This is a genomic window from Streptomyces sp. NPDC127108 (assembly GCF_042677545.1).
In the GTDB taxonomy this organism is placed as follows: Bacteria; Actinomycetota; Actinomycetes; order Streptomycetales; family Streptomycetaceae; genus Streptomyces.
In genome coordinates, this window is the sequence record NZ_JBHXTE010000023.1 from 83,470 (window position 1) to 110,468 (window position 26,999).

Annotated in this window: 17 protein-coding genes; 6 read left to right on the forward strand and 11 right to left on the reverse strand. The window is 72.7% G+C overall.

What is annotated here, in order from left to right; all coding sequences use genetic code 11:
• Positions 1-50 precede the first annotated feature (50 nt).
• From ACFVHO_RS20930 to ACFVHO_RS20950, 5 genes are all read right to left on the reverse strand, one after another.
• A complete protein-coding gene (locus ACFVHO_RS20930; RefSeq protein ID WP_385716498.1) occupies positions 51-1,595 on the reverse strand; it encodes an MFS transporter in 1,545 nt (514 codons plus the stop codon).
• A complete protein-coding gene (locus ACFVHO_RS20935; RefSeq protein WP_385716501.1) occupies positions 1,592-2,143 on the reverse strand; it encodes a TetR/AcrR family transcriptional regulator in 552 nt (183 codons plus the stop codon). The genes ACFVHO_RS20930 and ACFVHO_RS20935 overlap by 4 nt, the downstream gene beginning before the upstream one ends.
• Positions 2,144-2,319: 176 nt before the next feature.
• Positions 2,320-3,288: an aldo/keto reductase gene (locus ACFVHO_RS20940; protein WP_385716504.1), complete on the reverse strand. Its 969-nt coding sequence runs from the start codon at positions 3,286-3,288 to the stop codon at positions 2,320-2,322.
• 233 nt (positions 3,289-3,521) lie between these two features.
• Entirely contained in the window at positions 3,522-4,952 is a 1,431-nt protein-coding gene (gene argH / locus ACFVHO_RS20945; protein WP_385716507.1) for an argininosuccinate lyase, read from the reverse strand.
• 92 nt (positions 4,953-5,044) lie between these two features.
• Entirely contained in the window at positions 5,045-6,238 is a 1,194-nt protein-coding gene (locus ACFVHO_RS20950; protein ID WP_385716510.1) for an argininosuccinate synthase, read from the reverse strand.
• A 185-nt stretch (positions 6,239-6,423) separates the two neighbouring features.
• Here ACFVHO_RS20950 and ACFVHO_RS20955 point away from each other — a divergent pair, with 185 nt between their 5' ends.
• From ACFVHO_RS20955 to ACFVHO_RS20980, 6 genes are all read left to right on the forward strand, one after another.
• Positions 6,424-7,011 (forward strand): pyridoxamine 5'-phosphate oxidase family protein, encoded by a 588-nt coding sequence (locus tag ACFVHO_RS20955; protein ID WP_385716513.1) that lies wholly within the window; start codon positions 6,424-6,426, stop codon positions 7,009-7,011.
• Between the two features lie 63 nt (positions 7,012-7,074).
• Positions 7,075-12,054, forward strand: coding sequence for a caspase family protein (locus ACFVHO_RS20960; protein ID WP_385716515.1), 4,980 nt, complete (start codon positions 7,075-7,077; stop codon positions 12,052-12,054).
• Entirely contained in the window at positions 12,051-12,428 is a 378-nt protein-coding gene (locus tag ACFVHO_RS20965) for a hypothetical protein (RefSeq protein ID WP_385716518.1), read from the forward strand. The genes ACFVHO_RS20960 and ACFVHO_RS20965 overlap by 4 nt, the downstream gene beginning before the upstream one ends.
• Complete coding sequence (locus tag ACFVHO_RS20970; RefSeq protein WP_385716521.1) at positions 12,425-13,093, forward strand: hypothetical protein; 669 nt, start codon at positions 12,425-12,427, stop codon at positions 13,091-13,093. Before ACFVHO_RS20965 ends, ACFVHO_RS20970 begins: the two co-directional genes overlap by 4 nt.
• Before the next feature lie 97 nt (positions 13,094-13,190).
• Positions 13,191-14,174, forward strand: a complete 984-nt coding sequence (locus tag ACFVHO_RS20975) for a bile acid:sodium symporter family protein (RefSeq protein ID WP_385716523.1) — start codon at positions 13,191-13,193, stop codon at positions 14,172-14,174.
• A gap of 183 nt (positions 14,175-14,357) precedes the next feature.
• Positions 14,358-19,412 (forward strand): caspase family protein, encoded by a 5,055-nt coding sequence (locus ACFVHO_RS20980; protein WP_385716526.1) that lies wholly within the window; start codon positions 14,358-14,360, stop codon positions 19,410-19,412.
• A 17-nt stretch (positions 19,413-19,429) separates the two neighbouring features.
• On the opposite strand, the gene ACFVHO_RS20985 is transcribed toward ACFVHO_RS20980, so the two are convergent.
• The 6 genes from ACFVHO_RS20985 to ACFVHO_RS21010 form a co-directional block, all read right to left on the reverse strand.
• Positions 19,430-19,975, reverse strand: coding sequence for an arginine repressor (locus tag ACFVHO_RS20985; RefSeq protein ID WP_030356315.1), 546 nt, complete (start codon positions 19,973-19,975; stop codon positions 19,430-19,432).
• Between the two features lie 7 nt (positions 19,976-19,982).
• A complete protein-coding gene (locus ACFVHO_RS20990; RefSeq protein ID WP_385716529.1) occupies positions 19,983-21,200 on the reverse strand; it encodes an acetylornithine transaminase in 1,218 nt (405 codons plus the stop codon).
• Complete coding sequence (argB, locus tag ACFVHO_RS20995) at positions 21,197-22,123, reverse strand: acetylglutamate kinase (RefSeq protein ID WP_385716531.1); 927 nt, start codon at positions 22,121-22,123, stop codon at positions 21,197-21,199. The genes ACFVHO_RS20990 and argB overlap by 4 nt, the downstream gene beginning before the upstream one ends.
• A gap of 63 nt (positions 22,124-22,186) precedes the next feature.
• Positions 22,187-23,338 carry a bifunctional glutamate N-acetyltransferase/amino-acid acetyltransferase ArgJ gene (argJ, locus tag ACFVHO_RS21000; RefSeq protein ID WP_385716533.1) on the reverse strand — a complete coding sequence of 384 codons (1,152 nt, stop codon included), beginning with the start codon at positions 23,336-23,338 and terminating at the stop codon, positions 22,187-22,189.
• A 55-nt stretch (positions 23,339-23,393) separates the two neighbouring features.
• On the reverse strand, positions 23,394-24,422 hold the full coding sequence (argC, locus tag ACFVHO_RS21005) for an N-acetyl-gamma-glutamyl-phosphate reductase (protein ID WP_385716536.1): 1,029 nt from the start codon (positions 24,420-24,422) through the stop codon (positions 23,394-23,396).
• A 343-nt stretch (positions 24,423-24,765) separates the two neighbouring features.
• A complete protein-coding gene (locus tag ACFVHO_RS21010) occupies positions 24,766-26,985 on the reverse strand; it encodes an NADP-dependent isocitrate dehydrogenase (RefSeq protein WP_385716538.1) in 2,220 nt (739 codons plus the stop codon).
• Between the last annotated feature and the right edge of the window lie 14 nt (positions 26,986-26,999).

The following is a 26,999-nucleotide window of genomic DNA, read 5'->3' on the forward strand; positions in this document are numbered from 1 at the left end:
CGAAGGGCCGCACCCCCACAAGCGGGGTGCGGCCCTTCGGCGTTCCGCGGCTACGGGTGCTCGACGCCGTCCTCCAGCTTCTGGCCCTTCAGGAGGTACCAGGCCGCCACCGCCGTCGCGAGGAGGACCGCCGCGCCCACGCCCGCGGCGAGGCGCAGGCCGTCCACGAAGGCCTCCTGGGCCGCCGAGAGCAGGGGCTCGGCCGTGTGCGCCGGCAGCCCCGAGCCCGCCTCGACCGCGCCGCCGAGCGAGTCGTGCGCGGCCGCCGCGGCGTCGGCCGGGGTGCCCGCCGGGGCCGTGAAGTTCTGGTACACGCCGGTCACGATGGAGCCGAGCAGGGCGATGCCGAGGGCCGCGCCCAGTTCGTAGGCCGTCTCCGAGACCGCGGACGCCGAGCCCGCCTGTTCCTTCGGCACGCTGGAGAGGATCACGTCGGCGGTCACGGTGAAGGAGAAGCCCGCGCCGACGCCGACGACCAGGAGTGCCGCGCCGAGCAGCGGATAGCCCGTCTCCTGGCTCAGCACGGTCAGCGAGGCGAGCGCGAGGCCCACCGCCGCGAGTCCGCCCGCGACCACCGCCCGCACCGAGTACCGGCGCGCCACCGTACCCGCGATCAGGCCCGCCGTGACCGCGCCCACCGCCGCGGGCAGTTCGGCGAGACCGGCCTCGAAGGGCTGCCTGCCCTGGACCAGTTGGAGGAACTGGGAGAGGAAGAAGACGAGCCCGGACAGGCCGAGGATGGTCAGCAGGTCGGCGAGGACGGCCGCCGAGAACCCGCGGTTGCGGAAAAGGCGCATGTCGAGCAGCGGTGCGGGCAGGGTGAACTGTCGACGCACGAACCAGGTGAGCGCGGCCACGCCGATCACGGCCGAGCCCCCGACGCCCCAGCTCAAGCCGTGTGCCGCCGCTTCCTTGACGGCGTACACGACAGCGATCATGCCGATGAGCGACAGCGCGACGCTGATCAGGTCCCAGGGGCCCGGCGACGGGTTCTTCGACTCGGGGATCATCTTGACGCCGACCACGACCAGGACCGCCATCACCGGCAGGTTGATCAGGAAGACCGAGCCCCACCAGAAGTGTTCGAGCAGGAAGCCGCCGACGACCGGGCCGACCGCCGCGCCCGCCGACGCCATCGCGCCCCACACGCCGACGGCGATGCTCCGCTCGCGCGGGTCGTGGAAGATGTTCCGGATCAGCGCCAGCGTGGACGGCATCAGGGTCGCGCCCGCGACACCGAGCAGCGCGCGGGCCAGGATCATCAACTCGGGCGTGGTGGCGTAGGAGTTGAGCACGGACACCGCGCCGAACGCGACGGCTCCGGTGAGCAGCAGCTTCTTGCGGCCGATGCGGTCGCCGAGGCTGCCCATGGACACCAGCAGACCGGCGATCACGAACGAGTAGACGTCGCCGATCCACAGCAGCTGGTTGCCGGACGGCTTCAGGTCCTCACTGATGTACGGCGTCGCCAGACCGAGGACGGTCGCGTCCACCGCGACGAGCAGCACGGCCAGCGCGAGCACGGCGAGGGCGAGCCAGCGGCCGGGGTGCCGCTCCACCTCCGCGGGCCGTACGCGCTGTTCGGTGCTTGTCATGATTCCACTCTCCGTTGTGCGCCGCCGATCAGCAGTTCGGCGATCATGTATGAGAAGTCCTTGGCCGCCACGCGGCCGTCGAGCACGGCCCAGGCGGCGGAGCCGATGAGGCCGTAGAGGGCGTCGGTGAGCCAGGCCGTGCTCAGGTCGATGCGGAACTCCCCGCTCTCCTGGCCGCGCCGGAACAGCTCCGCCATCCGGTCGTCGATCCGGGACCAGCCCTCGTGCCGGTCCTCGCCCTCGAACAGCTGGTTCTCGGTGACGAGGAACGCGAGCAGACCGGCGGCGGGTTCGATCTCCCTGATCAGGCGCCGCAGCGCGTCCTGCGCGCTGTCCTCGCCGAGCCGCGCGGCGTCGAGAGCCGTCTCGCACTCCTGGAGGCCCAGATCCTCGAGCGCGCGGATGAGCGCGTCGCGCCCGGCGAAGTGCCGGTGCAGGGTGGCGCGGCTGATACCGGCGGCCCTGGCCACTTCGTCCAGGGTCGAGGAGCCCTTGCGGGTGAGCTGGGCGGCGGCGCTGCGGAGCACCTGGTCGCGATCGACTGACATGAGACAACCATAGACCACGTGAGACAAATATGTCTCACGCGAGGCGTGTGGCGCTCACGGAACGGGGTTTGGGTGACGCGCGGGGTTCGGTGGGTTCGGCGGCTTCGGCGGGTTCGGCGGCTTCGGCGGGTCCGGTGGCTTCAGCGAGTCCGGTGGCTCGGCTGCGCCTCAGTACCTCAGTGCCAGGGCAGTCCGGCCCGCGTGCGCCAGTACGCGGCGGGCTCCTCCGCGAGGTCCGCCAGGCGGTCCAGGTGCTCGGCGTCCAGGTCGACGGCCGTCGCGTGCAGGTTCGACACGAGCTGTACGGAGGTGGCGGCGCCGGAGAGGACGACGCCCGCCCACGGCCGGCGAAGGACGAGGGCGAGGGCCACGGCGTCGCAGCCCAGGCCGGTGGCCTCGGCGGCGGCGCGCAGGGCCGCAGGAGCCTGCGGTCCGGCCAGGCGGCCGTTGGCCATGCCCTCCTTGACCAGGACGGTCAGGCCCGCGTCGTGGGCCTCGGCGAGCGCGGGTCCGGCGGAGGTCTCCAGGGCGTTGTACGTCGCCTGGACCGTCTGGAACAGCCGCTCGCCGCCCACGGTGACCTCGACGGCGGCGCGGATCGCGGCCGCCTGGTCGGGGCCGCTCACCGAGAGGCCGACGGTGACGCCGCTCGCGGCCAGGTCGGCGAGGCGGGCGTGCAGCTCCGTGTCGGTGAGGGCGGGGCTCTCCGGGGTCACCGAGTGGATCTGGTAGAGGTCGAGCCGGTCGCCGAGGATGCCGGCGGTCTCGGCGCGCTGACGGTCGTACGCGGCGACGCTGTGGTCCTTGACCTCGTGCGCGTCGGCGTCGGTGCGCCAGTCGGCGGTGTACGTGTAGCCCCACTTGCTGCCCACGACGACGTCCCGGACGTCGGGGCGGGCGCGCAGCCAGTCGGCCAGGAACTCCTCGGAGCGGCCGTAGGAGCGGGCCACGTCGAGGTAGCGCACGCCGAGTGCGTAGGCGGCGTCGAGGAGTTCGAAGGCGCGCTCGCGCAGGGCCTCGACGCTGCGGGCGGGCAGGTCCTCCTCGCGGCCCAGCGTGATGTAGCCGGGCCTGCCGACGGCTGCGAGGCCCACGCCCAGGTGGGCGGTGGGGGTGGTCGCGGTGGCGAGGCGGGCGAATGGCATGTGGGGCTCCACGCTGCGAAGGGGTGCACGCGGGTCGCGTGCACCCCTTCAACGTAGCTCGCGGGCGGTGGTGCGGGTGGGGTGGGGCCTCGCGGTGCGCCCCAGGCCCGCCCCTTCTCCGAAACCGGGGCTCCGCCCCTGGACCCCAGGGGTGGGTGCCCCCCTCAGGTGGGACGGTCCGCCCCCGATCGGCCTTCGGCCTCGTCCTCAACCGCCGGACGGGCTGTGATGCGCTAGCCCCTCCGTGCCGTCGCCCACTCCCGCTGCGCCACCACGTCCGCCTTGATCTCCGCCAGTTGTGCCGCCACCGCCGACGGTGCCGTGCCGCCCCTGCCGTCGCGGGAGGCCAGGGCCCCCTGGACGTTCAGGACGGTGCGGACCTCGGGGGTCAGGTGGGGGCTGATCTTCGCGAACTGTTCGTCGGTGAGCTGGTCCAGTTCGATGCCCGCGGCCTCGCACTCCTTGACGCACTCGCCCGCGACCTCGTGGGCAACCCGGAACGGCACACCCTGCTTGACCAGCCACTCGGCGATGTCCGTGGCGAGCGAGAAACCGGCCGGGGCCAGCTCCTCCATGCGCTCGCGGTGGACCGTGAGCGTCGCCATCATGCCGGTGAAAGCGGGCAGCAGGACCTCCAGCTGGTCACAGGAGTCGAAGACGGGCTCCTTGTCCTCCTGGAGGTCGCGGTTGTACGCGAGGGGCAGTGCCTTCAGGGTCGCAAGCAGGCCGGTCAGGTTGCCGATGAGGCGGCCGGACTTGCCGCGCGCCAGCTCCGCGATGTCCGGGTTCTTCTTCTGCGGCATGATCGACGAGCCGGTCGAGAACGCGTCGTGGAGGGTGACGAAGGAGAACTCCTTCGTGTTCCAGATGATGACCTCCTCGGCGATCCGGGAGAGGTTCACACCGATCATCGCCGTGATGAAGGCGAACTCGGCGACGAAGTCCCGCGAGGCGGTGCCGTCGATGGAGTTGGCGGCGGAGCCGTGCTCGAAGCCGAGGTCCGCGGCGACGGCCTGCGGGTCGAGGCCGAGCGACGAGCCCGCGAGCGCCCCCGAGCCGTACGGCGAGACGGCCGTCCGCGTGTCCCACTGCCGCAGCCGCTCGGCGTCCCGGGACAGGGACTGGACGTGCGCCAGGACGTGGTGCGCGAAGAGGACGGGCTGGGCGTGCTGGAGGTGGGTGCGGCCGGGCATGGCGACGTCCGGGTGCGCCTCCGCGAGGCCGATCAGGGCCTCCTGGAGCTCGGCGACGAGGCCGCCGATGATCCGGGCGTGGTCGCGCAGGTACATCTTGAAGAGCGTCGCCACCTGGTCGTTGCGGGACCGGCCTGCGCGCAGCTTGCCGCCGAGGTCCGGGCCGAGCCGCTCCAGGAGGCCGCGCTCCAGGGCGGTGTGCACGTCCTCGTCGGCGACGGTGCCGGTGAACGAGCCGTCGGCCACGTCCGCTTCGAGCTGGTCGAGCCCGGCCAGCATGCGGGTCAGCTCGTCAGCGGTGAGCAGGCCCGCCGTGTGCAGCACGCGGGCGTGGGCGCGGGAGCCGGCGATGTCGTACGGCGCCAGACGCCAGTCGAAGTGAACCGAGGCCGAAAGCTGGGCCAGGGCCTCTGCCGGGCCGTCGGCGAACCGTCCGCCCCAGAGCCGGACGTCACCGCTGTTGCTGCTCACTGCACGCGCTCCTAGAAGAAAGGGGGATGTGCGACCGCCTCCCCGGCGCCGCGCGCTGCGGGGAGGCGGACCTCACGCTACTGCTCGGGCCCTCAGGCCAGGTCCCGCTTCGCGGCGATCTTCGACGAAAGCCCGAAGATGTCGATGAAGCCCTGCGCCTTGGACTGGTCGAAGGTGTCGCCCGAGTCGTACGTCGCGAGGTTGAAGTCGTACAGGGACTGGTCGGACTTCCGGCCGGTGACGACGGCGCGGCCGCCGTGCAGGGTCATCCGGATGTCGCCGCTGACGTGCTGGTTGGCCTCGTTGATGAAGCCGTCCAGGGCCCGCTTGAGCGGGGAGAACCACAGGCCGTCGTAGACCAGCTCGCCCCAGCGCTGCTCGACCTGCCGCTTGTACCGGGCGAGCTCCCGCTCGACCGTGACGTTCTCCAGCTCCTGGTGGGCGGTGATCAGGGCGATGGCGCCCGGGGCCTCGTACACCTCACGGGACTTGATGCCCACGAGCCGGTCCTCGACCATGTCGATCCGGCCGATGCCCTGGGCGCCCGCCCGCTCGTTGAGCTGCTGGATCGCCTGCAGGACCGTGACCGGCCTGCCGTCGATGGCGACCGGCACGCCCTCCTTGAAGCTGATGACGACCTCGTCGGCCTCGCGGGGCGTCGCGGGGTTCGACGTGTATTCGTAGACGTCCTCGATCGGGGCGTTCCAGATGTCCTCGAGGAAGCCCGTCTCGACGGCCCGTCCGAAGACGTTCTGGTCGATGGAGTACGGCGACTTCTTGGTGGTCGCGATCGGCAGGCCCTTGTCCTCGCAGAAGGCGATGGCCTTGTCCCGGGTCATCGCGTAGTCCCGGACGGGCGCGATGCACTTCAGGTCGGGGCCGAGGGCCTGGATGCCGGCCTCGAACCGCACCTGGTCGTTGCCCTTGCCGGTGCAGCCGTGGGCCACGATGCCGGCGCCGTGCTTGTTCGCGGCGGCGACGAGGTGCTTGACGATGGTCGGCCGGGACAGGGCCGAGACCAGCGGATACCGGTCCATGTACAGGGCGTTGGCCTTGATCGCCGGGAGGCAGTAGCCCTCGGCGAACTCGTCCTTGGCGTCGGCGACCTCCGCCTCCACGGCACCGCAGGCGAGCGCGCGCTTGCGGATGACGTCCAGGTCCTCGCCGCCCTGGCCGACGTCCACGGCAACGGCGATGACCTCGGCGCCCGTCTCCTCGGCGATCCAGCCGATGGCGACGGAGGTGTCCAGGCCGCCCGAGTAGGCGAGTACGACGCGCTCGGTCACGGGTTTCTCCTCACAGTGCATTCGCTCGCTCAGTGCAGTGCAGTCACTGACATGCATGAGTATGCATTGCTCTGCATGCTTCGTCAATCCAGCCCCGGAGTGAAGCGGAGGGCACCCCCTTCACAAGGCGGGCGGCACTCGAAGTAGTTAGACAGGCGAACTAAAGGAGTCCATAATCCTTGGCCATGGGAAAGACCTATGAGCGCATCGACGGCAGACTCCGCACCTTCATCGAGTCCCAGCCGATCTTCTTCACCGCCACGTCCCCCCTCGCCGCGGACGGCACCATCAACCTCTCCCCCAAGGGCGTCACCGGCTCCTTCGCCGTCCTGGACGACCTCACCCTCGCCTACCTGGACTTCGCGGGCAGCAACGCGGAGACCGTCGCCCACCTGCGGGAGAACGGCCGCATCACGCTCATGTGGTGCGCTTTCCAGGGCCCGCCGAACATCGTCCGCGTGCACGGCCGCGGCGAGCCCGTCTTCCGCGACGACCCGCGCTTCCCCGACCTCCTCGCCCGCTTCCCCGACGTCGACACGTCACTGCACGGCCTGCGCGCGATCGTCGTCGTGCACGCCGAGCTGATCCGCGACACCTGTGGCTACGCGGTGCCCTTCATGACGTACGACGAGGACCGCGATCTGCACGCCAAGCGGTTCGCGCGCGAGGACGACGCTTCGCTGGACGCCTACTTCACGAAGAAGGAGCATGTGGCGACGAGCATCGACGGACTGCCGGGGCTCCCGCTGCCGTTGCCTCCGACGCCCGCCTGAGGGGGCTCGCTCGGTGCCATCATGGTGCCCCGGCCCGCTGAACGGGCCGGTGGGAGGGGCACCATGGCACCGGCGCGCACGGCGCTGCTGATCGGGGTCGGGCACGTGCCCGCGGCGGACGGGCTCCTTGAGCCCCTCGACGACGCGGTGGACGCCGACCTGCGGCTGATGAACTCCGCGTTGCGGGCGGCACGTTACGACGTCACGACCCTGCACAACGCCGGGATCAACCAGATCAGGGCGCGCATCCACGAGACCGCGCGCGCCGCCGACGAGGGCGGGACGCTGCTGCTGTACTTCAGCGGCCACGGCGTCCGCGTGCGCGGCATCGACTACCTGGTGCCGTTCGACGCCGTGCCGCCGCCCGACGGCGACTGGCAGGAGCCGTACCTGGACTCCCTGCTGCCCACCGCCATCAGCCCCTGGCTGAAGCCGTCCAGGGCGGGCACCGTGCTGTGGGCCATCGACGCCTGCCGCACCGAACTGCCCGCCGACGACGTGCCGTTCGGCAACAGCGTCGACAACGGCCCGCCCGGCGGCGGCTTCGCCGTCCTGATGGGCTGCAAGCAGGGCGAGCGCAGCGGCTACACCGGCGAGGGCAGCTTCTTCACCCGCGGCCTCGCCGAGGCCCTCGGCCCGCTGGCGCCCGCCCGCTCCGTCGAGGACGTGTTCGCCAAGGCCGCCGCGCGGGCCAAGGCGGTCGCGCACCGGCAGGGCCATACGCAGAACGCGCACATCCACTACGGCACCAACTTCGAGGAACGCACCAAGGCCACCGAGATCTGCGAGGGGCGGCCGCTCCTGGAGGCCTGGCAGGACGCCGTGCGCAACACACCCCTGTGGGAGCGGGTGGAGCCCCGCGACGACAACGGCGTCCGGCGCTTCCAGGACTGCCTGAGCGCGTTCGTGGAGCGCTGCGCCCACACCCTGCACCTCGCCCAGAGCCGCCTTCCGTTCGAGGACCCGTGGGCCGACGACACCTACCCGGTGCGGCTGCTCTGCGACCGGCTGCCGTCCCTGCTGCCGGACGGGGCGAAGCTGTCCGTGGTGGAGGTGGCAGCGCTCGTGGCGGCGCCGTTCCTGCGCGAGGCGGCCTGGGCCGAGCGGCTCAGCCAGGCGGCCGAGTTCGGCCCCGAGTCGCTGGAGCGCGTGCCCGGCGCGGATGCCCACCGCAGGCACTACGAACAGGTCGGCGACCAGTACGCGCGCGTGGCGCGGAAGGTCGCGGAGTGCCACGCCCGCCAGCGGCCCCAGGACGCCGTCGCCGTCACGATGTGGCTGGTGCACCGCTGGGTGGCCGACCGGTTCGAGACGGACGACGAGGCGGTGCCCGCCCCGTGCGCGGACGCCCTCGCCACCACCCTGCTCGGCGGCGCCACGCCCGCGCAGGACCGGGTCGCCGAACTGTCCGGCCTGATGCGGACGGCCGCCGCGGGCATCGGCCTCGACGAGCCGCTCGACGACTCCGGCACCCCGCGCGACGCCGAGCGCGCCCCGGCGAAGGTCCTGCTGCCGGGCGGCTACCAGCCCCTGCGGATGCGCCCGCTGGCCGCGCTCCTGCGGCTCGCGGGCGTGCTGTCCCTGGACGTGCGGACTTTCCCGGAGGTCGTGGCCGAGCATCTGGCGGTGTCCGACCCGGTCCTGCCGCAGGAGATCGTCGGCCTCGTCTCGCACCCCGATCTGCTCAGTTGGCAGCCCGAGGGCACCGCGCTGCACCTGGATGTGCCCTGCCCGCACCAGGCGGTGCACGCCGCGCTCGTCGAAGTGGCGCACCAGGCCGACCAGTTGGCCGCGCAGGTCGCCGACCTCGCGAGCACGCTGCCCGAGGCGGAGGCCTGCCTCCTGTCCGCCGTGCCCACGCGGGTGACCGACCGCGACCTGAGGGCGAGCCAGCGCGGCGGCCAGGCCACGTACGAGGTGCCCCTGCTGCGCTTCCACCTGGCGCAGACCGAGGTCCGCGAACTGCTCATGGGCGAGCAGCTGTACGGCGGCGAACCCCACCTGGCACTGCGGGAGCTGTACCAGAACGCCATGGACGCCTGCCGGTACCGGCAGATGCGCTGGGACTACCTGGACAGCGCGGGTCCGCAGCCCGCGCCCTGGCGCGGCCGGATCTCGATCACCATGGGTGAGGACGCGCGCGGCCGGTACGTGGAGTGCCGCGACAACGGCGTCGGCATGAGCGCCGAGCAGCTGAAGTACACCTTCACCCGGGCCGGCAGCCGGTTCGAGCAGTCCAAGGCGTTCCGGCGCGAGCAGTCCCGCTGGCTGCGGCACGACCAGAAGCTGCGCCTGTTCCCCAACAGCCGCTTCGGCATCGGCGTGTTCAGCTACTTCATGCTCGCCGACGAGATGACGATCGTGACGCGGCAGGTCAGCCCGGACGGCATTCCGGCCGCGCAGGCGCTCAGCGTCGAGATCCCGAGCAGCGGCAGCCTGTTCCGCATCCAGCGGCACGAGGGCGCGGGCGACGGCCTCCCGGAGGGCGGCACGCGCGTCCGCCTCTACCTGCGGGCGGACGGCACGGCCGACGGCCTCTCCTGCGTGGGCACGCTCCGGCCGCTGGTGCGGGTCAGCGAGTTCGAACTTGAGGTGCGGGACCTGGCGGGGGCCGTGCACGAGTGGCAGCCGGGGGTGCTGCAGTCGGGGGTCGGCCTCGACCTCATCGAACCGCTGGAGGCCGTGCCCGGGGTGCTGTGGTGGGTGGGCGAGAAGGGGGGTGTGCTGTGCGACGGCATCGCCACGGACGTGGCGCCCTACGGCTACGTACTGAACCTGACGGGCCTGCACGCGGGCCAGCTGAGCGTCAGCCGCAAGGAGTTGCAGACGTACGACCGGACGTGGGAGGTGCACAACTGGCGCGCGGGCGCCGTGCCGCTGGCCCAGTGGCCGGGGCTTTCGATGGAGTGGCTCTGGGAGCTGGAGCGGCAGAACCTGCCGGTGGCGCGAGTGCTGTGGGAGGAGTGGCGGGGCAGGGGTGTCACTCCGGTGCGTGACGTGGACGGGCGGCACTGGCTGGACTCCGAGGGCTGGTTCTACCCGGACCAGGGCATCGCGACCCGCAAGAACTACAGCTCCGACACCGGGCACATCGCCCCCTGGCGGGCCGCCGCTCTGCGCCTGGCACACACCCAGCACACGGCGTCCTCCCCCAAGAGCCTCGTGGGCCATCCCGTGCCCGAACCGGGAGACGCGGCGCTGCACGGCTCCAACAGGAGCTGGTGGTACGCCGTCGACCAGGCCGCCACGCTGGGCATGCCAGTGACCGAGGCGTTGCGACGCAAGCGGCGGCTGCGCATCGCGCACCCCTCCGGAGCTCCCGCGGCCGTGCGCGAGGGAAATCTCGACCTGGTGCCCGACGCCCTGGACCGGAACCTGGCGCTGGTCCTTGCAGGCTCCGGCCGATTCATCCCGGTGGAGGGCAACGGCAAGGTCAGTCACGGCCTCGGCAGCCTGGTCCTGGCATCCCAGGCATTCGCCGAACCGCTCGGTGTCATCCTCGACCGCTACGCGCGCTGGACGCCCCTCCACGGCGAGTCCCTGCCCCTCGTCCCCCCGCACCACCAGCACTACGTGTGTACGCAGGAGGACATCGAGGTGCTCTTCCTCCGCTCCAACAACGTGTACGAGGACAAGCTCAGGCCCGTGACGGACCCGTCGCAGATACTCCAGGTGCAGCGGAACACCGGCAGGGAACCGGCGGACGTCCTGCGCGTGCTGGCCGACTTCGCCTGGCTCGGCTGGACGGCACTCGCTGCCGACGTGGTCCAGGCCTGGGCGGACCTCGACTCCGAACTCCGCCGCGTTCTGGCCGAGTTCGCTCCGCCGGCCCCGGACGGCAGCCGGACGCTGCGCTGGGGTGCGACCGTGGCCATGGCCGCGCACTGGGAGACCGATCTCGCGGACGCGTCGGAGCGCCTGGCACGCACGGCCGCGGCGACGGGACTCTCGTACGAACGGCGGTACGCGGACGGGGACAGCCGCGTCGTGCCCTGCTCCGACACCGACGCTATCGTGCTCGAGCTGAACCGAGTCGGCGCCCGCCTCGAGGACGGCATCGGGTACGAGGCACTGGGGCGGGCCGCCAAGGGTCTGCAGCACCGGGCTGACATCGTCCAGGTCGCGGCCGACCTGCGGGCCGCCGGGGTGCGCCTGCCCGACCGAGTGGACCTCGTCGCCGAGTGGCCCACGCTGCCGCTGCGCAGCCGCTTCGCGCTCTCGGGCAAGGAGGCCGTCTACAGCACGGAGGACGACCCCGCCGACGAACTGACCTCCTCCGGGCTCTACTACACCGCGGAGCGCCTCCACGAGACCCTGGCCGACATGTGGGCGCTCGCCCACCAGGACGCCGACCGGTTCGGTCTGACGGTGCCGCCCCTGCCCGACGACCTCACCTCCCACCGGCCCGGTTCACGCGAGGTCTCCGCCCTCGTCGAACAGCGCGTCGTCGACTTCTCCCACGAGCCCGACATCGAGGCGCAGTACTCTGCCGCCATCTGGAAACGCCTGACGCCCTCCGCCCTGGCGGAGTACGCCGACAGACTGGAGATCACCCCCGCCACCGCCTACGCCGAACTCGCCGCCCTGCGCCCCCTCGGCGCCCTGGTCCCCGAACTCCCCGAGGCCGCCCTGGAGTCCCTCCCCACCACCCCCCTCTCCGCCCGCGACCTGGTGGCCCTCGACGGAGGCCAGTGGCTGTCGCCGACCGACAAGGCCTTCGGCCCCCTCGACCTCGTGAGCATCGCGGGCCGCCTGGGCGAGCCCGTGCCCCGCACGCTCGCCCGCGTCGCCCCCTTCCTGCCCCTGCTGCCCGAATCCCCGCCCCTGCCCACCCCGCCGGACACCGTCCCCCTCTGGCAGGACCTGGCGATCCTCTCCACGGGCCTCGACGGCCGGCTCCCCGCCCTCTCCGGCAAGGTGGACGCCCGGCACGTCGCGCGGGCCGCCGACGCCACCGGCGAGTCCGAGGCCTGGGTCACCGAACGCCTGCGCCTGTACGCCACCCTTTTCGCCCTCGACCTCGACTTGGACGACGCCTCATGACCCAGCCCCCGCCGCCCTCCCACCAGTTCGACACGGCCTACGCGGACGCGGACCTGGGCGAGGTGAGCGACACGTTCACGGTGAGTCCCTCGCCCGAGGGGCACACCCTGGTGCGGGGGCACTGTCCGCGCTGCCACGGCCGGACGACCACCGAGTACCGGCACGGTGTGCCCGGGACCGGGACGGGCGCGGGGACCAAGGGGCCACTGACCGAGGACGCCGCGCTGCTCGCGCAGGAGCGGCACTTCTGCGAGTGCGGGCACCCGCATCCGGAACTCCCGGCGAACGCCGTGTTCGTCGGGTGCGGAGCCAGCTGGCGCGTCCAGGCCCTGGTGACGCCCGCCCCGAGCGGCGCGCCGAACGGCACGCCGTGACGGCCCAGTCCGACCGCCGCTGGGCGGAGCTCGCGCGTGAGCTGGAGTTCACGCAGCTCGACGAGTTGCGGCGGCAGGCGGAGGGCTGGCGCACGGGTCTGACCGGTCTGACGGCACTCCTCGCCGTCCTGGTCGTCCTCAAGGGCCGCGACGATCTGAACGGCCTCCCGGACACCGCACGCCTGGTGGCGTCCGGGCTGGTCGCGGGCGCGTTCCTGCTGCTCGTGGCCGGGTCGGTGCTCGCCGTGCGGGCGGCGCACGGGCGGCTCGGCGAACGTACCCTGCTCGCCGGTCAGGCGCTGCGGCGCTGGACGGAGGACGAGGTACGGCGCGTCGTCAGGTCGCTGCGGTTCGCGTCGGTGTGCTGCGTGCTCGGCGTCGTGTGCGCCGCCGGGGCCGTCGGGGTCGCCTGGGTCATGACGGAGTCCCCGAAGGACCATCTGGTGCGGGTGAGCACGACGTCCGGGGAGCGGTGCGGGGAGTTCCTGGGGTCGGGGCGGGACGGGGTGTCGCTGCGGACCGGGGACGCCGGGGACACCGAGAAGGGGGATGGGAAGGGGGATGGGAAGGGCGACGGGGGCGGTGCGAAGGAGAAGCGGGTGACGTTGCCCGCTCGTACCGTCATCTCCATTACACCGGTGGGGAGTTGCGAAGCCGCCAAGTGAGGACGGTGCCCCGGCCCCGCACTCCCCGCAACACATGTAGCGACCACATATCGAGACGAGGTTGCGTGCCCGCCGCACCGGCACGTTGCATCGCCGGGTGCAGACCGAACCGACAAGTCCCGGCCCGACGGCGGCCACCGGGCCCGTGAGCGCCGCCGACCGCGCCGCCCGCCGCGCCGTCACCGTCTTCCCCGTGCTCGTCCTCGCCGCGGGCGCCGTCGGCCTCGCTACGCCCGGCACCTTCGGGGGCTGGAAGGAGAGCGTGCCGTACCTGCTCGGCGTGGTCATGTTCTGCATGGGCCTGACGATGACGCCGCAGGACTTCCAGGGCGTCGCGCGCCGCCCGTGGGCCGTGGCGCTCGGGCTCGTCGCCCACTATGTGATCATGCCGGGGCTCGGCTGGCTGATCGCCCACGCCCTGGACCTCTCGCCCCAGTTGGCCGCCGGAGTGATCCTCGTCGGGTGCGCGCCGAGCGGCACCGCCTCCAACGTCGTCACCTATCTCGCGCGCGGCGACGTGGCCCTGTCCGTGTCCGTCGCCACCGTGTCGACCGTGCTCGCGCCGCTCGTGACGCCGCCGCTCACGCTGCTGCTCGCCGGTGAGTACCTGCCGGTGGACGCGGGCTCGATGGTGACGGACATCCTCAAGACCGTGCTCCTGCCCGTCGTCGGCGGCCTCGCCGTGCGACTGCTCTTCGGACGGTACGTCGACCGTGTGCTCGGCGCGCTGCCGTGGCTGTCGGCCGTGACGATCGCCGTCATCGTGGCCGTGGTCGTCGCGGGCAGCGCGGCGGCCATCAAGTCGGCGGCCGCGCTCGTGCTCGTCGCGGTCGTCCTGCACAACGGGCTCGGGCTCGCGCTCGGCTACGGCGCGGGGAAGCTGGCCCGGCTCGGCCCGCCCGCGTCCCGCGCGATGGCCTTCGAGGTCGGCATGCAGAACTCCGGACTCGCCGCGTCCCTCGCGACGGCGCACTTCAGTCCGCTGGCCGCGCTGCCCGCCGCCGTGTTCTCCGTGTGGCACAACGTGTCGGGGGCGGTGGTGGCGGCGTGGATGGCGCACCGGGCGCGGCGGGCGGAGTGACGGGGGCAGGGGTCGGTGGAGTGACGAGGTCAAGGGTCGGCGGGGTGGAGGGGTGACGGTGGCGGGACGGGGCCGAGGGGCCTGATGTCAAGTCCGGCCGCCGCCCGCCCCGTTCACCGGCGGGATTCCGTCGTCGCCCTCGCCCGGAGGTGCGACGATGAGCGCCGCACAGGGGGAGAGGGCATGGCACAGGGACGTACCGCACTGCTCATCGGCGTCGGTGACACACCGGACGCCGCACACCGCTTCGACTCGCTCGACACACCGGTCACCGCCGACCTGCGGGCCCTCGGCGCCTCGCTCAAGGCCGCCGGTTACGACGTGCGGACGGTGCCGGGGGCCAGCCGGGCCCAGATCATCACGACCGTCGACGAGGTGTCGCGGGCCGTCCCGGAGGACGGGACCCTCCTGATCCACTTCACCGGGCACGGCATCCGCGTCGGCGACACCGACCACCTGGTCCCGGCCGACGCGCGCGCCCCGCACGGCCCCGACGGCGAGTGGACCCAGCCGTACCTGGACACGCTCGTGCCCGCCGACATCAGCCCGTACCTCACCCACTGCAAGGCAGGCACCGTGCTGTGGCTGATCGACGCCTGCCGGGGCGACGCGGCCGACGGGGTGTTCGGCAGCAGCGTCCTGAAGGGGCAGCCCTCGGGGCGGTTCGCGCTGATGACGGCCTGCGCGGCCGGGCAGCGGTCGGGGTACTCGGCGGAGGGCAGCTTCTTCACGCTCGGACTCGCGGAGGCTTTCCGGCCGTTGACGCGGGCGCGGACCGTGCAGGAGGTCTTCGAGACGGCGCGGCAGCACACCCTGCGCGCCGCCCGCCTGCACGGCGCGGCGGCGCAGGAACCGAGGCTCCACTGCGGCGCGGAGCTCGACGCCGAGGCCCGGGCGGCGGTCGTGTGCGAGGGGCGTCGGCTCCTGGAGGCCTGGCGGGAGGCTGTCGCGGACACCGCCCTGTGGGAGCGCGTCGCCGAGGAGGACACCGGGAGCGTGCCCCGGCTGCGGGACTGCCTCGGGGACCTGGTCGAGACGTGCGCGCAGGTCGTGCACCTGGCCCAGGAGCGGATGCCCGACCCGTGGGCCGACGACGACTTCCTGGTCCGGGTCGTACGCGACCAGTTGCCGCGCCTCGTCCCCAAGACGCAGACCCTGTCCGCCCTTGAAGCCGCCGCGCTCGTCGCCGCGCCGCTGCTGCACGAGGCCGCGTGGGCGCGGCGGCTGAGCCACGCCCGCGACATCAGGCCGTACACCGTCCGGCACCGGGAGGACGGCGACGCGTGGCGCCGCCACTACGAACAGGTCGCCGAGCACCACCCGCACATCAAGAAAAAGCTCGCGGACTGCTGGCGCACCGCGCGCCCCGACGAGGCGCGCGGGGTCGCCCTGTGGCTCGTGCACCGGTGGATCGCGGAGCGGTTCGTGACGGACGAGCAGCCGGTGCCGGAGGCCGAGTCGACGGCGCTCGCGGACGCGCTGTGCCCGGGGCCGCGCGCCCGCGAGCTGTCGGCCGCGCTGGCCGCCCTCACCGCGGGCATCACGCTCGGCCCGCCCGCTCAGGACCGCGGCCCGCGCCCCGACCTCGCCTTCCCCCTGCCCGGCGGCGCCCGACAGCCCCTGCGCGCCGACGAGTTGGCGGGCGTCCTGCACCTCGCCTGCGTACTCGCCCTGGACGTCCGTACGCTCCCCGACGTCCTCGCCGAGCACCTCGCCGTCCGCGACGCGCTGCTCCCCCAGGACGCCGTCAACGCGGTGCGCGACGCGGACTGGCACGCCGCCGACGGTGAGCTCCACCTGGACGCGGCCTGCCCGCACCCCGCGCTGCACGCCGCGTTCGCGGGCGTCGTGGAGCAGGCCGACGAACTCGCGGGCACGCTCCGGGACGCGGCCCGCAGGCTGCCCGCGCCCCGGGCGGCCCTGCTCGCGGGCCTGCCCGCCCGCGTGACCGACCGCGGCCTGCGCCCGGTCGAGGACGGCGGCCGCAGGGCGTACGACGTGCCGCTGCTGCGCTTCCAGCTCTCCCAGACCGAGGTCCGCGACCTGCTCATGGGCGAGCGCATCTACGACGGCGAGCCGGAACTGGCGCTGCGCGAGCTGTACCAGAACGCGATGGACGCGTGCCGCCACCGCGCGATGCGCCACCGCTACCTGGAGAGCCGGGGCGCGCGTCCCGCGCCCTGGTCGGGCCGGATCACCTTCGTCGAGGGCGAGGACGACCGCGGCCGCTACGTCGAGTGCCGCGACAACGGCGTCGGCATGGGCCTCGACCAGCTCAAGAACACCTTCACCAAGGCGGGCCGCCGCTTCGAGCAGTCCCGTGCCTTCCGCCAGGAACAGGCGACCTGGCACCGCCACGACCCGGCCCTGCGCCTGTTCCCCAACAGCCGTTTCGGCATCGGCGTGTTCAGCTACTTCATGCTGGCCGAGGAGATGACGGTGGTGACCCGCCCCGTCGGCACCGACGGCATCCCGGCGCGGTCGGCGCTGCGCGTGGACATCCCGGGCAGCGCGAACCTGTTCCGCGTCCAGGAGCACGACGACGCGTGCGCGGAGGACGGGGACGGGCTCCTGGAGGGCGGGACCCGGGTGCGGCTGTATCTGCGGGACTCGACGGCCGTGTCCGGGATCTCGGCGGTGGAGACGCTGGACCGTCTGGTCATGGTGAGCGAGTTCGCGGTTCAGGTGCGGGACGCGGCGGGGAGGGGGCGTCAGTGGGAGCCGGGGGTGCTGCGCTACGCGGCACCGGAGACCGCGCGTCCAAGCTGCGTCGAGGCCGTGCCGGGGGTCCTGTGGTGGGTGGCCGGGCCGGGCGCGATCCTGTGCGACGGCATCGGGACCGACAAGCAGCCCTTCGGCTACGTACTCAATCTGACGGGCCCGCAGGCGGGCACGCTCAGCCTCAACCGCAAGAAGCTCCAGTCGTACGACGCGAAGTGGGAGGCGGAGCAGTGGGCGCGGGGCGCGGGGGTGCTTGCCGCGTGGCCGGGCCTGGACATGGCATGGCTGTGGCGTCTGGAGCGCGAGAACCTGGCTGCGGCCCGTGCGGTGTGGGGCCGGTGGCGCGGCCGTGGCGTGGCGGTGCGCGACACCAGGCGCTGGCACACGGCACTGGATCTCGACTCCGCGGGCTGGTTCCGCTGGGACGAGTTGGTCGAGGAACGCGGGTCCCGGGGCGGCTTCACGCAGGACTGGCCCGAGGTCGTACGTCCTTGGCGGACCGCGGTGCTCGGCACGCCGTCGCCCCGTGAGGCGCTGCCCGCGTCGACCGCCGGGCACCCGGTGCCCGAGCCGGGCTGGGCGGCCATCGCCCACGGGGTGCCCTCGGGCTGGGACAGCGGAGTCTCGGTCGACCGGAGTCCGCTCGACTGGCGGGTGATCGTGGCGCTCGCGAGCGAGACGGGCATGACGGTCCGCGACGTGGTGCGCGCGACGCGGGCGCTCCGGCTCGTCCACCCGGTCCTGAAGCCGCCCCAGGTCCTGCGGGATCCCGCGGGAGACGGCCTGGACTGGACACCGGACTGGCGCGACGTGAGCATCGTCCGCGGCCTGCTGCCTCGCCGCACGCGCCGGGCCTGGGGGAAGCCGGCCGAGGAGGAGAGCGACTACGAGCACGCGCCGGACGACCTCGGCGGCCTGGTCCGCGCCTCGCGTACGCTGCGGGAGCCGCTGGGCCGCCTGGCCGAGAGGTGCGTCCGGTACGCGCCGTTCCTCGCCTCCGCGCCGCCCACCGCGCCCGATCACCACGCCGACCACGTGTGTGACGTTGCGGATCTTTCACTGCTCTACCGGAAGGGCTCGCGGGGCTGGCGCCGCGTCCAGTGGCCGTGGGACGTCGTTGCCGTCGCGGACGCGCAGGGGCTCCCGCCCGAGGAGGTGCGGCAACGGCTCGCGCGGTTCGCGTGGCTCGGCTGGTCGGCCCCGGACGCGGAGTCCGTGCGCCGGTGGACCGACGTGCCGTGGGACATCTCCGGGGTGCTGCAGAACTTCTGCGCGCCGGGCCCGGACGGCCGCCTCGCGCTCCCCTGGGCGGCCGCGTTCGACCTCGCCGCCGAGTGGGACATCTCGCTGCGCAAGGCGGAGAAGGTGCTGACGCGGTGGGCGGACCACCTCGGCGTCGCGTACGCCCGGCACCACCGGGAGAAGTCGGCGGCCGGCCGGGTCGTCCCGATTCCGGAGACCGCGAGCGTGCTCGCCTCCGCGCACGCGCAGGGGTTCGCCCTCGAGGACGGTCTGACACTGCGCGACCTCGCGTTCGTCCGGCCGCACGAGGTCTCCTGGGACGACCTCGCCTGCGTCGTGGAGGACCTGCGGGAGGCCGGGGCGGACGTGCCCGCGGCGAGCGAGCTGCTGCGGGCGTGGGAGGAGTTGCCGGTGCCGAGCCGGTACGCGTTCTCCGGCACCGACCCTTCATGGGTCACTGACCACTACCCGGTCCTGCCGACGGCCGACATCCTCTTCGCGTCGAGCATCGAGCTCAAGACGCCCCTGTCGACCACGTGGAAGACGGCCCGCCGCGAGGCGAAGCGCGTGGGCCTGACGGTGTCCGAACTCCCGGCCGCGCTGGCCGGGTTCCGCCCCGAACGCGAGGAGGGCCGGGCGCTGCTCGACTGGGGCGACGACGAGCAGCACTACGACGAGTGGCTCGAGTCCCCCTGTTGGACCGCACTGACCCCCGCGCGCCTTGTCGCGTACGCCCGCAGCCGCCACATCGGCGCCCGCTCGGCCTACGAGCGCCTCGCGCCCCTCCGGCAGCTGGGCGCCCTGATCCCCGAGCTGAGCCCGGCCGACCTCGCGAACCTGCCCGCCGACGAACCCGACCCGTGGGACGCCGTAGCCGTAGGCACCGACCACCGCGTCTCCACCCCCGGCACCCCGCTCTGCCCCCTGGACCTCCTGAGCCTCGCCGGGCGCCTGGGCGAGCCGGTCGTCCGCACCTGGACGCGCATCGTCCCGTACCTCCCCCTGGAGGCCGCGGCTCCGGCCCTCGACCCGGCCGCCGTTCCGGACGAGCTGCCCCTCTGGCAGGACCTGATCGTCCTGTCCGTCCACGCGGACGGCGCGCTCCCAGCGCTCGCCGGGCGGGTCACCCCCGAGCAGGTCCGGTTCGCCGCCGACGCGGTGGGTGAGAGCGCGGAGTGGGTCGAGGACCGCCTCGGACGCTACGCGGCCTTGTTCGGCCTGGAGCTGGCCGAGGATTCGTACGACCTGGAACTCCCCGGGGAACCGTCCCCCTGAGCGCCCGCCGCCACGGACTAGTGCTCGTTGGAGGCCAGCCGCAGCAGGTGGTCCGCAAGGGCCTGTCCCCCGCTCGGCTCCCTGCTGATCAGCATCACCGTGTCGTCACCGGCGATCGTCCCGAGGATGTCGTGGAGCTCGGCCTGGTCGATGGCGGAGGCGAGGAACTGAGCGGCGCCGGGCGGGGTGCGCAGGACGACGAGGTTGGCCGAGGCCTCCGCGGAGATGAGGAGTTCCACGGAGAGGCGCCGCATGCGCTGCTCCTTGGCCGACTCGCCGAGCGGCGCCCGCGGGGTGCGGAAGCCGCCCTCGCTGGGCACGGCGTAGATCAGGTCGCCCTCGGTGTTGCGGATCTTGACGGCGTTCAGCTCGTCGAGGTCCCGGGAGAGGGTGGCCTGGGTGACGGTCAGACCGTCGTCGGCCAGGAGCTTGGCCAGCTGGCTCTGCGAGCGCACCGGCTGCCGGTTGAGGATGTCCACGATCCGGCGGTGGCGTGCGGTGCGGGTCTGCGGCACGGCGGGTCCCGCGTGCTCGGCCGGCCCGTTGTCCTGCGCGTGGCTCATCGTCGTCTCATTCCCCGGATCGTCCGTCCCCGTTGGCCGCGCCTGCCGCGACAGCCTGGTCGAGGACGCCGGGCAGGGCCCGGAGGAAGGCGTCCACCTCGTTGTCGCGCACGTTCAGCGGCGGCATCAGCCGTACGACATCGGGGGCGGGCGCGTTGACCAGGAAGCCGGCGTCCTGAGCCGCCTGCTGCACGTGGACAGCCAGCGGCTCGGTGAGCACGATACCCAGCAGCAGGCCCGCACCCCTGACATGGTCGACCAACGCGTGCCCTGCTGACTCGATTCCGTCCCGCAGCTTCTCCCCGGCGCGCTTGGTGTTCTCGAGCAGGCCCTCGGCCACGACGGTGTCGATGACGGCGAGTCCGGCGGCGCAGGCGACGGGGTTGCCGCCGAACGTCGTGCCGTGGTGGCCGGGCTTCAGGAGTTCGGCCGTCGGGCCGAACGCCACGGTCGCGCCGAGCGGCAGGCCGCCGCCGATGCCCTTGGCGAGCGTGACGACGTCCGGGTCCACGCCCTCCTGGGCGAGGTGTGCGAACCAATGGCCGGTACGGCCGATTCCGGTCTGCACCTCGTCGAGGACGAGCAGCGTCCCGGTGGCGCGGGTGATCTCGCGGGCCGCCTTCAGATAGCCGGCGGGCGGGACGACGGCGCCGTTCTCGCCCTGGACCGGCTCGATGATCACGAAGGCGGTGTCCTCGGTGACGGCGGCGCGCAGGGCTTCCACGTCGCCGTACGGGACGTGGGTGACGTCGCCGGGCAGCGGCAGGAACGGCTCCTGCTTGCCGGGCTGGCCGGTGAGGGCGAGGGCGCCCATGGTGCGGCCGTGGAAGCCGCCGTCGGTGGCGACCATGTGCGGGCGGCCGGTGAGGCGGCCGATCTTGAACGCGCCCTCGTTGGCCTCCGCGCCCGAGTTGCAGAAGAACACCCGGCCGTCGCGGCCGAAGAGGTCGAGCAGCCGCTCGGCGAGCGCGACGGGCGGCTCGGCGACGAACAGGTTGGAGACGTGGCCGAGCGCGGCGATCTGCCGGGACACGGCCTCCACGACCGCGGGGTGGCCGTGGCCGAGCGCGTTCACGGCGATGCCGCCGACGAAGTCGGTGTACTTCTTGCCCTCGGCGTCCCACAGCGTGCTGCCCGCGCCGCGCACCAGCGGGATGCGGGGCGTGCCGTAGTTGTCCATCAGCGCGCCCTGCCAGCGCCGGGTCAGCTCCTGGTTGGTGGTCATACCGGGTCCCCCTCGTGCGGCTCGCTCAGTTCGTCCGGCACGACCATCGTGCCGATTCCCTCGTCGGTGAAGATCTCCAGCAGGATCGAGTGCTGGACGCGCCCGTCGATGACGCGCGCGGTGTGCACGCCGTTGCGCACGGCGTGCAGGCAGCCCTGCATCTTCGGCACCATGCCGCTGGACAGCTCGGGGATGAGCTTCTCCAGCTCGGTGGCGGTCAGGCGGCTGATGACGTCGTCGCTGTGCGGCCAGTCCTCGTACAGGCCCTCCACATCGGTGAGCACCATCAGCGTCTCGGCACCAAGCGCCGCAGCGAGTGCCGCAGCCGCCGTATCAGCATTGACGTTGTAGACATGCCCCTTGCCGCCTTCGTCCTGGGAGCGGGCGATCGAGGAGACGACCGGGATGCGGCCGTCCGCGAGCAGCGCCTCGATGGCGCCGGTGTCGATCTCGGTGACCTCGCCGACCTGGCCGATGTCGACCAGCTCGCCCTCGATCAGCGGCCGGTGCCGGGTCGCGGTGATGGTGTGCGCGTCCTCGCCGGTGAGGCCCACGGCGAGGGGTCCGTGTTCGTTGAGCAGCCCCACGAGCTCGCGCTGCACCTGCCCGGCGAGGACCATCCGGACGACGTCCATGGCCTCGGGCGTGGTCACGCGCAGGCCCGCCTTGAACTCGCTGACCAGGCCCTGTTTGTCGAGCTGGGCGCTGATCTGCGGGCCGCCGCCGTGCACCACGACGGGGCGCAGTCCGGCGTGGTGCAGGAACACGACGTCCTGGGCGAACGCGGCCTTGAGGTCCTTGTCCACCATGGCGTTGCCGCCGAACTTGATGACGACGGTCTTGCCGCGGTGACGGGTCAGCCAGGGCAGCGCCTCGATCAGGATCTGTGCCTTGGGCAGTGCGGTGTGCTTGCGGGTGTTCATGGGGCTTTCCAGGTGGGGAGGGCGTACCGCGCGGGGCAGGGGACGAGCGGGGTGCGGTACGCGCTACGAGGAGTACGCGCTGTTCTCGTGGACGTAGTCGGCGGTGAGGTCGTTGGCCCAGATGACGGCGGACGCGGACCCGGCGGCGAGGTCGGCGGTGATCCGCACCTCGCGGTAGCGCATGTCCACCAGGTCGCGGTCCTCGCCCACCGAGCCGTTCCTGCAGACCCACACGTCGTTGATGGCGACGTTCAGGCGGTCCGGCTCGAAGGCGGCGGACGTGGTGCCGATGGCGGAGAGGACGCGGCCCCAGTTGGGGTCCTCGCCGTGGATGGCGCACTTGAGGAGGTTGTTGCGGGCGATGGAGCGGCCCACCTCGACGGCGTCGTCCTCGTCGGCGGCGCCGATGACCTCGATGCGGATGTCCTTGCTCGCGCCCTCGGCGTCGCCGATGAGCTGGCGCGCCAGGTCGTCGCAGACGGTGCGGACGGCGTCGGCGAACTCCGCGTACGCCGGGGTCACTCCGGCGGCGCCGGAGGCGAGCAGGAGCACCGTGTCGTTGGTGGACATGCAGCCGTCGGAGTCGACCCGGTCGAAGGTGAGCCGGGTCGCCTCGCGCAGGGCCTTGTCGAGGTCGGGGGCCGGGATGTCCGCGTCGGTGGTGAGGACGACGAGCATCGTGGCGAGGCCGGGGGCGAGCATGCCCGCGCCCTTGGCCATGCCGCCGACCGTCCAGCCGTCGCCCTCGGCCACGGCCGTCTTGTGCACGCTGTCGGTGGTCTTGATGGCGATGGCGGCCTTCTCGCCGCCGTGCGCGGACAGGGCCGCGGCCGCCGTCTCGACGCCCGGCAGGAGCTTGTCCATGGGGAGCGTCACGCCGATGAGTCCGGTGGACGCGACGGCGACCTCGCCCGCGTTCAGGCCGAGCGTGCCGGCGACCTTCTCGGCCGTGGCGTGCGTGTCCTGGAAGCCCCGCGGGCCCGTGCAGGCGTTGGCGCCGCCGGAGTTGAGGACGACCGCGGAGACCTGCCCGCCCTTGACGACCTGCTCGGACCACAGGACCGGCGCGGCCTTCACGCGGTTGGACGTGAAGACGCCCGCGGCGGCCAGGCGGGGACCCTCGTTGACCACGAGGGCCAGGTCCGGGTTGCCGCTCTCCTTGATTCCGGCGGCGATGCCCGCCGCCCGGAATCCCTTGGCTGCCGTGACACTCACTGCGTCTCCTTGTCGGCGGTCGTCGGATGCGGCCCGGCGGCCGCGGTCGCGCCGCTCACGGCGCGACTCCGATGGTGGGCAGCCCCAGCTCCTCCGGGAGGCCCAGGGCGATGTTCATGCTCTGCACCGCGCCACCGGCGGTGCCCTTGGCGAGGTTGTCGATGGCGCTGATGACGATCACGCGGCCGGACGCCGGGTCGTGGGCGGCCTGGACGTGCACGGCGTTGGAGCCGTACACCGACGCGGTGGCGGGCCACTGGCCCTCGGGGAGCAGGTGCACGAACGGTTCTTCGGCGAAGGCCTTCTCGTACGCCGCGCGGACGCTCTCCGCGGTCACGCCCGGCTTGGCCTTGGCGCTGCACGTGGCGAGGATGCCGCGCGGCATGGGGGCCAGCGTCGGGGTGAAGGAGACCGTGACGCGGGTGCCCGCGGCGGCGCTCAGGTTCTGGATCATCTCCGGCGTGTGCCGGTGCGCCCCGCCCACGCCGTACGGCGACATGGAGCCCATGACCTCGGAGCCGAGCAGGTGCGGCTTGGCCGCCTTGCCCGCGCCCGAGGTGCCGGACGCCGCGACGATCACCGCTTCGTCCTCGACGAGCCCGGCGGCGTACGCGGGGAAGAGCGCGAGCGAGACGGCCGTGGGGTAGCACCCCGGGACCGCGACGCGCTTGCTGCCCGCGAGGGCGGCGCGGGCGCCGGGCAGCTCGGGCAGTCCGTACGGCCAGGTGCCCGCGTGGGGGCTGCCGTAGTACTTCTCCCAGTCGGCCGCGTCCTCGAGGCGGAAGTCCGCGCCCATGTCGACGACGAGCACGTCCGGGCCGAGCTGTTCGGCGACGGCGGCGGACTGGCCGTGCGGCAGGGCGAGGAAGACGACGTCGTGGCCCGCCAGGCTCGCGGCGGTGGTCGGCGCGAGGACGCGGTCGGCGAGCGGGGCCAGGTGCGGCTGGAGCGTGCCCAGGCGCTCGCCCGCGTTCGAGTGGGCGGTGAGGGTGCCGATCTCGACCTCGGGGTGCACGGCGAGGAGCCTCAGCAGCTCGCCGCCCGCGTATCCGCTCGCTCCCGCGACCGCTGCGCGTACCGTCATGGATTCCTCCTGCGTGGATGGCATGAATATACATTGCGCCGCACTTTTATACAATGGGGATCCGCGCCGCCCGCTGACACCGACTCGTCGGTGAGGCGCCGCCCGGGCCCGGCTGCCGGGCCGCGTCCCGTCCCCCAAGGTGATCGGCGCCCGCCCATCATGGCACCGGGGCGGCGCGGACCGGCAGGAACGGCTGACAGTTCAGATGCCTGAAGGAACAGGGCGGGCAGGGCGGGCGCGGCAGCTCCCCCGCGTCGACGCACACGCACGACCGCCCCGGTCGGCGGCTGCCGACCGGGGCGGTGCACACGCGGTGCGTCGGGCGCTCGGGGCGCCGGGCGCGTCAGACGAGCGAGGCGATCGCCTGGTTGAAGGTGGCCGACGGACGCATGACCGCCGAGGCCTTGGCCGGGTCGGGCTGGTAGTAGCCGCCGATGTCGGCCGGCTTGCCCTGGGCGGCGATCAGCTCGTCGACGATCGTCTGCTCCTGCTCGGTCAGCGTCTTGGCGAGCGGGCCGAACGCCTCGGCGAGCTGGGCGTCATCGGTCTGCTTGGCCAGCTCCTGGGCCCAGTACAGGGACAGGTAGAAGTGGCTGCCGCGGTTGTCGATGCCACCCAGCTTGCGGCTCGGCGACTTGTTCTCCTCAAGGAAGGAGGCCGTCGCGCGGTCCAGGGTGTCCGCGAGGATCTGGGCGCGCGCGTTGCCCGTGGTCTGCGCGAGGTGCTCGAAGGACACCGCGAGCGCGAGGAACTCGCCGAGGCTGTCCCAGCGCAGGTAGTCCTCCTTGACCAGCTGCTGCACGTGCTTGGGCGCGGAGCCGCCGGCGCCGGTCTCGAACAGGCCGCCGCCGTTCATCAGCGGGACCACCGAGAGCATCTTGGCGCTGGTGCCGAGCTCCAGGATCGGGAACAGGTCGGTCAGGTAGTCACGCAGGACGTTGCCGGTGACGGAGATCGTGTTGAGGCCCTCGCGGATGCGCTCCACGGACAGCTTGGTGGCCTCGACCGGGGACAGGACCTTGATGTCCAGGCCCTGGGTGTCGAACTCCGGCAGGTACGCCTCGACCTTGGCGATCAGATTGGCGTCGTGGGCGCGGGTCGCGTCCAGCCAGAAGACGGCCGGGTCGCCGGTGGCGCGGGCGCGGCTGACGGCCAGCTTCACCCAGTCCTTGATCGGCGCGTCCTTGGTCTGGCAGGCGCGGAAGATGTCGCCCTCGGAGACCGGCTGCTCGATGAGGGCGTTGCCCTCGGCGTCGACGAGGCGGACCGTGCCGGCGGTGGCGATCTCGAAGGTCTTGTCGTGGGAGCCGTACTCCTCGGCCTTCTGCGCCATCAGACCGACGTTCGGGACCGAGCCCATCGTGGACGGGTCGTAGGCGCCGTTGGCCCGGCAGTCGTCGATGACGACCTGGTAGACGCCCGCGTAGGACGAGTCCGGGATGACCGCGAGGGTGTCGGCCTCGCCGCCGTTCTTGTCCCACATGTGGCCGGAGGTGCGGATCATGGCCGGCATGGAGGCGTCGACGATGACATCGGACGGCACGTGCAGGTTGGTGATGCCCTTGTCGGAGTCGACCATGGCCAGCTCGGGGCCCTCGGCCAGCTCGGCCTCGAAGGACGCCTTGATCTCGGCGCCGTTCGCCAGCGCCTCCAGGCCCTTGTAGATGCCGCCGAGGCCGTCGTTCGGGGTGAGGCCGGCCGCGGCGAGGTCGGCGCCGAAGGCCGCGAACGTCTTCGGGAAGAAGGCGCGTACGACGTGGCCGAAGACGATCGGGTCGGAGACCTTCATCATCGTCGCCTTGAGGTGCACCGAGAACAGCACGCCGTCGGCCTTGGCCTGGGCGACCTGGGCGGTGAGGAACTCGCGCAGGGCGGCGACGCGCATCACGGAGGCGTCGACGACCTCACCGGCGAGGACCGGCACGGACTCGCGCAGGACGGTGGTGGTGCCGTCGGCGGCGACCAGCTCGATCTTGAGGGCGCCGTCCTTCTCGATCACGACGGACTTCTCCGTCGAGCGGAAGTCGTTCTCACCCATGGTGGCGACGTTCGTCTTCGACTCGCCGGTCCAGGCGCCCATGCGGTGCGGGTGCGCCTTGGCGTAGTTCTTGACCGACGCGGGGGCGCGGCGGTCGGAGTTGCCCTCGCGCAGGACCGGGTTGACCGCGGAGCCCTTGACCTTGTCGTAGCGGGCGCGGACGTCGCGCTCCTCGTCGGTCTTCGGGTCGTCCGGGTAGTCCGGCAGCGCGTAGCCCTGCTCCTGCAGCTCGGCGACGGCGGCCTTCAGCTGCGGGATGGACGCCGAGATGTTCGGCAGCTTGATGATGTTCGCCTGCGGCGTCTTGGCCAGCTCACCCAGCTCGGCGAGCGCGTCGTCGATGCGCTGGCCCGCCTCCAGGTGCTCCGGGAAGCTCGCGATGATCCGGCCCGCCAGGGAGATGTCACGGGTCTCGACGCTCACACCGGCGGTCGAGGCGTACGCCTGGATCACCGGCAGGAAGGAATGCGTCGCGAGGGCGGGGGCCTCGTCAGTGTGCGTGTAGATGATGGTCGAGTCAGTCACCGGGTGCTCCGCTC